The organism is Amycolatopsis dongchuanensis, assembly GCF_039542405.1.
GTDB lineage: Bacteria > Actinomycetota > Actinomycetes > Mycobacteriales > Pseudonocardiaceae > Amycolatopsis_E > Amycolatopsis_E sacchari.
The window spans coordinates 1-7,219 of sequence record NZ_BAABIB010000019.1; the positions used below are offsets into that span (position 1 = coordinate 1).

The following is a 7,219-nucleotide window of genomic DNA, read 5'->3' on the forward strand; positions in this document are numbered from 1 at the left end:
CCGCCCGGATGTCCACGCGACACGGTTACCACGTCAACGTTCCTTGAAGAGGCACTAGGGGGAGCACGGGTGGGGAACAGCCGAACCGAATCCGGGCAGTGGGCGCCGCCAGGCGCGCTCGCGGTCGCGACGATCGACGACGCGCCTGAACTGCTGGTGCTGCAACGCTGCTGCTGGGTCGGCGAGGCGATCCTGAACGACACTCTCGCGATCCCCGCACTGCACGAGGACCTCGACACCGTGCGGGAGTGGGTCGAACGCATGGACGTCCGCACACTCCGGCGGGGCGGACGCCTGATCGGGGCGGTGCGGCTCGAGCGGAGGGGCGAGCGCTGCGAGATCGGCCGCCTCATGGTCGCGCCGGACCTCCAGGGCGAAGGCATCGGGCGCCGGCTCCTGGAGTTCGCCGAGTCACAGGTGCCCGCCGGGGTCCGCCACCTCGACCTCTACACCGGGGCGCGCAGCGAACGGAACATCCGGATGTACACCGCCGCTGGTTACGCCGTCGCCGAACCGCCGCCGGAGTTCGGGCACCTCGTGGCCGGTGCGGTCTTCCTGACCAAGCCGAACCCCCTGGCGCCCTGATACGAGGAGTGAGCCCGGATCGGACGGGGCCGACCACGTTCGATGCCGCCCCGAATGGCCTTTCCAGGCGTGGCGGGCGATGAGAGTTATTCGGCATTACTCCGCGTGAGTTCAAGCCCAGCCTAATGTGGAATGGCCCGGTCCGCGCCCCCGTGGTGATACTGAATTCACCGCCAACAATCGGAGGCGCAATCATGCAGCAGTCCATTTCGACACATGATCAGGTGGCCGCGGGCCGGAAAACCACCTCGTTCCTGGTCGACGACCGAATATCGATCAACGTGAAAAAAGGTGTTTCACAATCGGTGGCGGAAGCGGCCACGCAGTCGTTCCTCCTGACCGCCCGTGCCACCGACAGCGAAGTCACCGCCGAGCAGAAGTTCAAGGAGTGGTTCAGCGCTCTCACCGAAAAACTCACCGAACTCGGCTGGCGGAACCCGCAGCGGGAGATCCCGCAGCAGGCCGAACACCCGACCTCGCTGAAGGAGACCTACGGCGAACAGGTCGTCGCCCACCTGGTGAAGAACCTCGAAAAGACCGCCGCGAAGGGCGACCGCGCCGCGATCGAGAAGGCCTTCTCCGCGGCGGTCGCGCAGTCCGACGAGTACGCGGGGATCGACCTCGCCGACCCGCAACCCGAGGCGTTGTGCCGTGGCGTCGCACACCTCTTCCACTCCGACGAGGGCAACCAGCTCGCCCTTTCCTTCGCCTGGCTGCAGGACTCGCAGCGGTGCGCGCCCGCACTGGACGACCTGCCCGACGCGAAATCCCTGCTGTGGATCGTGCACTGGCGCGGCAAACTCGTCGAGAGCAGCTACGACGCGAAGACCGTCCAGAAACTCCTGGACGGCCTGGGGAACTGGCGCAAGCTGATCGTGCCGGTGCCACCCGAGGACGAAGTCACGGACCTGCCGACGTGAGCGCGCCGGAACTGGTGCTCAGCGCCGCTTCCGGCCAGGGGTTCGGTGCCGTCACGGGTGCGACCGTGCCGGAGCGCCAGCAGGACCAGATCGACCGGTCGCTGCGGTGCGCGCAACTGCGGACCAACGAGCAGGTGGACTGGATCGCCCAGCCGCAGCAGTGGATGGACCGTTTCGTCAACGTCTACTCCTCACAGGCAGGCTGGGACAACTGGCAGATCATCGGGTTACCGCTGCTCGCCGCCCAGCCGGGCGAAAAACTCCTGCACCGCCTCGCGCGCAGCCTGGAAAGCGGGATGGGCGACGAAGAGATCGAGGCCGTGCGCAGCGCCATCAAGGCGGTGGAGCGGCTCATCGAGGAAGGCGAACCCGCGGCGAAACCGTTCCAGTCCGCGGAAAGCAGCACCGAAAAGAACGCGATCTCGTTCGGCAGCGTCCGGCAGGGCCCCGGCGGGGGGCTCAGCATGACGTGCGGGTTCGTCTACCTCAACATCACCCGGCGGGTGCACGACTTCGTCCTCGGCGAACAGGTCGCGACCCGGGCCTCGGTCCAGTCGGCGAAGCTCGTCGCCCGGTGGAACCAGCAGTACTTCGACATGTTCGAGCCCAAGATCAACGAATACCTCGCGGCACGGAAGAAACAGATTTTCACGAAGTTCAAGCTCAACCGATGAAGGAGCCGACCATGGGCCAGCCCACCATCCAGGAAGTCACCAACTGGGACCTCTCGCCGCTCCTCGCGGCCGCGGACGTCAGCGTGCCGGTGCAGTCACGCGGCGACGACCCGGTTCCCGGCCAGGCCAGCCTCACGCTGCTGGACGGCAAACAGGCCATGACGCAGGACGGCCAGCTCTCCGAGGGGCAGAAGCTCGACCTCGACGAAAGCGGCCTGCTGTGCGAACTGGCGACCCGCGCGGAAGTCGATCCCGTCGAAAAACCCTTGGAGTGGTACAAGAAGTACGTCGGCAAGCTGGTCGACCTCGGCTACAAGACCGACAACTTCGGGGGCAACACCTACCGGGAGGACAAGACCGAGTTCAAGCTCTCGGAAGTCGCGTTCAAGATCCTGGTCAGCCTGCTGGGCGGCCCCGCGGGCGCGGCGGCGCAGGCGGCCATCGACCAGCTCCGCCAGTACGACAAGGAGGGCATGAGCGGCCCCAACCTGTTCAGCTCGGTGCACAAGGAGGTCAAGAAGCACTCGTTCAGCATCGGCCACGCCAGGCTGAACCGCGACGGTCTCCCGGAAGTCGCGCTGGCTTTCTTCAGCGTCGAGGTGGACCGCGCGATCAAGGACATCCTCGTCGCGAGCCTGAGGACACAGACGACCAGGCTGTTCGCGCATTCGACGACGCTGCACCTGACCAGGAGCTACGACGACGAAACCCGCAAAATCGTCCGGGACATGATCAAGCAATACCGGAGCGGCATCCAGAAGTGGAAGCTCAAGCCCAGCAAATGACGTGCGGGATTCGGGAAATGGATTCCTGAAAAACCGGGAAGGCCGGGTCGCGGGACGGGTGTTCCCCGCGGCCCGGCCGTTTTCAGGGTTTTGCCGCGGCGAAGGTGTTCGCCGCGTTCAGCACGTCCTGCGTGTCCTGTGGCGACTGCGTGTAGCCGAGCACGGCCTGCCACCAGCCGTTCGCCGTGGTCAGGTCCCCGCCGCCCGAGCACAGGGCACGGGCGACGGTGTAGGCGGCGTCGGCGACGTTGCGCTGGTCGGGCTTCTTGCCGTCGTGCGTCGCGCGGGCGTTCCAGCGGTCCCAGACCGGCTGCGGCACCGGCAGCGGACCCGAACCCACGGCCTGGACCTGGCCGAGCCCGGCGAGCGTCGCCCATGACAGGTGGCACGCCGGCGCCTCACCACGCATGCGCATCTCGGCCCGCCCGTAGGCCGACAGCAGCGCGGCCGGCAGCTTGGTCGGCCCCGCGAGCTGCCTCGCCCACGTGTCCAGTTCCGCCTCGTCCGACCGGGTCGGCCGGTCGGCGGGCGGGGCGGCGGCGGGTCGCGGCGCGGCGGGGGAAACCGAGGGGGCCGGGGCGGCCGGCGGCGGGGTGGGAGCCTCCTCCGACGTGACCGGCCTGGTCGTGCCCAGCGTGAAGATCAACACGAGCCCGGTCGCGACGAGCCCGATGGCGAGCCACAACGACGCCCACGACCGCGATGGCGTGTGTTCCCTCGAAGGGGTGGGCTCAACCACCGGATCAGGTTAGCGGGAGCGCTTCCCGTGTCCAGTGCCGCCGGAATCACACAAACCGTTACCTGACCTTCGGCAGGCCCCTGACCAGCGGAAACGGTTTTGGCGATGTCCGTTATACCCGTTCCGCCGGACCGCGGAGGCCCGAAGGCCCTGGACAGACAGGAAAGCCTTACCTAAAAACATCTGGTCGGACCGCACTGAGGAGGCCCCAAGTTGTTGTTCTCGAGCCTGCTCATCGGCCTTCGCGAAGGGCTCGAAGCCGCACTGGTCGTGAGTATCCTCGTCGCCTTCCTCGTGAAGACGGGGCGGCGGGAGGCGCTGCGCTGGGTGTGGCCGGGCGTCGGGGTGGCCGTGCTGCTGTCCGTCGCCGTCGGCGCGGTGCTGACCTACACCACCGCGCAGCTGTCCTTCGAGCAGCAGGAACTGCTCGGCGGCAGCCTCTCGATCGTCGCGGTCGCGTTCGTCACCGCGATGATCTTCTGGATGCGCAAGGCGTCGAAGAGCATCGCCGCCGAACTGCGCGGGAAGATGGACGACGCGCTCGCCGTGGGCCCGCTCGCGGTCCTGCTGCTGTCGTTCCTCGCGGTCGGTCGCGAGGGCCTGGAGACCGCCGTCTTCTTCTACGCGACCGTCCAGAGCGCGCAGGGCGGCACCACGCAGCCGCTGATCGGGTTCGCGATCGGCATCGCGGCCGCCGTCACCATCGCGTACCTGCTCTACCGCGGCGCGGTCCGGTTCGACCTCGGCAGGTTCTTCACGATCACCGGCGTGCTGCTGGTGTTCGTCGCCGCGGGGGTGCTCGGCTACGGCCTGCACGACCTGCAGGAGGCGGCGTTCCTGCCCGGGCTGCACACCCTCGCCTTCGACGCGTCCGGCGTCATCCCCGAGACGTCCTGGTACGGGGCGCTGCTCAAGGGGATCTTCAACTACTCGCAGCAGACCACGGTGCTGCAGGCCGTCGCCTGGGTGGCCTACGTCGTGGTCGTGCTGCCGCTGTTCCTGCGGCGCACCGCCGCGAAACCAGCCCTCGCGGGCACGAAGGAGTGACCTTGCGCAAGACACTGATCGTGGGGATCGCCGCGCTGCTGCCCCTCGCCGCGTGCTCCGGTGGCAACCAGCAGTCCGGTGGCGGCGGGCCGATCACCGTGTCCGCCTCGGACACCGCGTGCGAGGTGTCCTCGACCACGGCGAACGCGGGCAACCTCACGTTCGAGGTGAACAACAAGGGCACCAAGGTGACCGAGTTCTACCTCTACGCCGAGGGCGACCGGATCATGGGCGAGGTCGAGAACATCGCGCCGGGGCTGACCCGGAAGCTCACCGTCGAGGTCGCGGAGGCCGGCACCTACCAGACCGCGTGCAAGCCGGGCATGGCCGGTGACGGCATCCGCGGCCCCTTCACCGTGACCGGCGGCGCGACCAAGCAGGCCGACGCGAACGCGGAACTGGCCGCCGCGACCAAGAGCTACGCGTCCTACGTGGCGAACCAGACCGGCGCGCTGCAGACCGAGACGCAGAAGTTCGCCGACGCCGTGAAGTCCGGCAACGTCGCCGACGCGAAGGCGCGCTACGCGACCACCCGCGTCTACTACGAGCGCATCGAGCCCGTCGCGGAGAAGTTCGGCGACCTCGACCCGGCGATCGACGTCCGCGAGGCGGACCTCGAGGAGGGCCAGCAGTTCACCGGCTTCCACCGGCTGGAGAAGGACCTGTGGGTCAGCGGTCTGCAGCCGGACAGCGGGCAGATCGCGGACAAGCTGGTCACCGACGTGAACGACCTGGTGAACCGGGCGAAGACGCTGGAGCTGAACCCGCTGGACCTCGCCAACGGCGCCAAGGAACTGCTCGACGAGGTCGCCACCGGCAAGATCACCGGCGAGGAGGAGACCTTCTCGCACACCGACCTGTGGGACTTCCAGGCCAATGTGGACGGTTCGAAAGGTGCGGTGCAGGCGCTGCGGCCGATCCTGCAGGCGAAGGACCCGCAGCTGGTGTCCACTGTCGACAGCCAGTTCGCGAACGTACAGAAGCTGCTCGACGCCGTGCGCAACGGCGACGGGTTCCGCTACTACACCGAGCTGAGCCAGGACCAGATCAAGGAGTTCGCCTCGGCGGTGGACGCGCTGAGCGAGCCGCTGAGCAAGGTCGCGGAGGTCGTTTCGCAGTGACCGGACTGTCGCGGCGGCGGGTGTTCGGGCTCGCCGGTGCCGGGGTCGCCCTCGCCGGAGCCGGCGCCGCCGGTGCCGGGATCGACCGCGCGCTCGGCAGCGCCGAAGCGACCACGGACGTCGTGCCGTTCCACGGGCAGCACCAGGCGGGGATCGTCACGCCCGCGCAGGAGCACCTGCACTTCGCCGCGCTCGACGTGACCACTAAGGACCGCGCAAAGCTGGTGTCGCTGCTGAAGACGTGGACCGACGCGGCCCGGCGGATGACGGCGGGCCGCGAGGTCGGGGCGTCCGGCGCGGTCGGCGGTTCGCCCGCGGCCCCGCCGAGCGACACCGGGGAGGCGCTGGAGCTGCCGGCGTCGTCGCTGACGCTGACGATCGGGTTCGGCCCGTCGCTGTTCGACGACCGGTTCGGCCTGGCGGGACGGCGGCCGGAGGCGCTGGCCGAGCTGCCCGCGTTCCCGAAGGACAAGCTCGACCCGGCGCGCAGCGGCGGCGACCTGTGCATCCAGGCGTGCGCGAACGACCCGCAGGTGGCGGTGCACGCGGTGCGGAACCTGGTGCGGCTGGGTTTCGGCACGACCGAGGTGCGCTGGTCGCAGCTCGGGTTCGGGCGCAGCTCGTCGACGTCGACGGCGCAGACCACGCCGCGGAACCTGTTCGGCTTCAAGGACGGCACGAACAACCTGAAGGCCGAGGACCCGGCGGCGCTCGACGAGCACGTGTGGGTCACGGCCGCCGACGGGCAGGCGTGGCTCGCGGGCGGTTCGTACCTGGTGGCGCGGCGGATCCGGATGCACATCGAGACGTGGGACCGGACGTCGCTGGAGGAGCAGGAACAGGTCATCGGGCGGACGAAGGGCAGCGGGGCGCCGCTGGGCCAGCAGGCCGAGTTCGACCCGGTGGACCTGCACGTCGGCGGCGCGGGCGGGGAGCCGCTCGTGCCGGTGGACGCGCACATCCGCCTGGCGTCGTCGGAATCGCTCAACGGCGCCAAGATCCTGCGCCGCGGCTACAACTTCGTCGACGGCTCGGACGGCCTCGGGCACCTGGAGGCGGGCCTGTTCTTCATCTGCTTCAACCGCGACCCGCGCAAGCAGTTCATCCCGATGCAGAAAGCGCTTTCAGCGAAGGACGCGATGATGGAGTACATCCAGCACACGGGTTCCGCACTGTTCGCGGTCCCGCCGGGCGTCCCGGAAAGCGGTTACTGGGGCGACACGCTCTTCGAGGGTTAGGGGCTGTTCCGGCTGGGGCGGCGGGCGGGGCCGGGCGGCGTGGGGCCAGGCGGGGCGCCGGGCGGCGCGAGCCAGACATGGCGCCGGGCGGGGCGGCGGGGGCCTGGCGG

At 69.0% G+C, this 7,219-nt stretch carries 8 protein-coding genes; 7 read left to right on the forward strand and 1 reads right to left on the reverse strand.

Annotated features, from left to right (window positions below; translation table 11 throughout):
• Positions 1-69 precede the first annotated feature (69 nt).
• From ABFX51_RS04485 to ABFX51_RS04500, 4 genes are all read left to right on the forward strand, one after another.
• Positions 70-585: a GNAT family N-acetyltransferase gene (locus ABFX51_RS04485; RefSeq protein ID WP_091511141.1), complete on the forward strand. Its 516-nt coding sequence runs from the start codon at positions 70-72 to the stop codon at positions 583-585.
• 305 nt (positions 586-890) lie between these two features.
• Complete coding sequence (locus ABFX51_RS04490; protein ID WP_091511138.1) at positions 891-1,505, forward strand: hypothetical protein; 615 nt, start codon at positions 891-893, stop codon at positions 1,503-1,505.
• Positions 1,502-2,179 (forward strand): hypothetical protein, encoded by a 678-nt coding sequence (locus ABFX51_RS04495; RefSeq protein WP_091511136.1) that lies wholly within the window; start codon positions 1,502-1,504, stop codon positions 2,177-2,179. Before ABFX51_RS04490 ends, ABFX51_RS04495 begins: the two co-directional genes overlap by 4 nt.
• Positions 2,176-2,964, forward strand: a complete 789-nt coding sequence (locus ABFX51_RS04500; protein ID WP_091511134.1) for a hypothetical protein — start codon at positions 2,176-2,178, stop codon at positions 2,962-2,964. The genes ABFX51_RS04495 and ABFX51_RS04500 overlap by 4 nt, the downstream gene beginning before the upstream one ends.
• A gap of 82 nt (positions 2,965-3,046) precedes the next feature.
• Here the strand turns inward: ABFX51_RS04500 and ABFX51_RS04505 are convergent, their stop codons facing one another.
• Positions 3,047-3,703: a hypothetical protein gene (locus tag ABFX51_RS04505; RefSeq protein ID WP_245783204.1), complete on the reverse strand. Its 657-nt coding sequence runs from the start codon at positions 3,701-3,703 to the stop codon at positions 3,047-3,049.
• 213 nt (positions 3,704-3,916) lie between these two features.
• Here ABFX51_RS04505 and efeU point away from each other — a divergent pair, with 213 nt between their 5' ends.
• From efeU to efeB, 3 genes are read left to right on the forward strand one after another with little or no spacing between them, the layout of a single operon-like run.
• Entirely contained in the window at positions 3,917-4,750 is an 834-nt protein-coding gene (efeU, locus tag ABFX51_RS04510; protein WP_091511131.1) for an iron uptake transporter permease EfeU, read from the forward strand.
• On the forward strand, positions 4,747-5,871 hold the full coding sequence (gene efeO / locus ABFX51_RS04515) for an iron uptake system protein EfeO (protein WP_346052392.1): 1,125 nt from the start codon (positions 4,747-4,749) through the stop codon (positions 5,869-5,871). Before efeU ends, efeO begins: the two co-directional genes overlap by 4 nt.
• The gene (efeB, locus tag ABFX51_RS04520; protein ID WP_346052394.1) at positions 5,868-7,109 is read left to right on the forward strand and encodes an iron uptake transporter deferrochelatase/peroxidase subunit; all 1,242 of its coding nucleotides are present in this window, start codon (positions 5,868-5,870) and stop codon (positions 7,107-7,109) included. The genes efeO and efeB overlap by 4 nt, the downstream gene beginning before the upstream one ends.
• Positions 7,110-7,219: the final 110 nt, after the last annotated feature.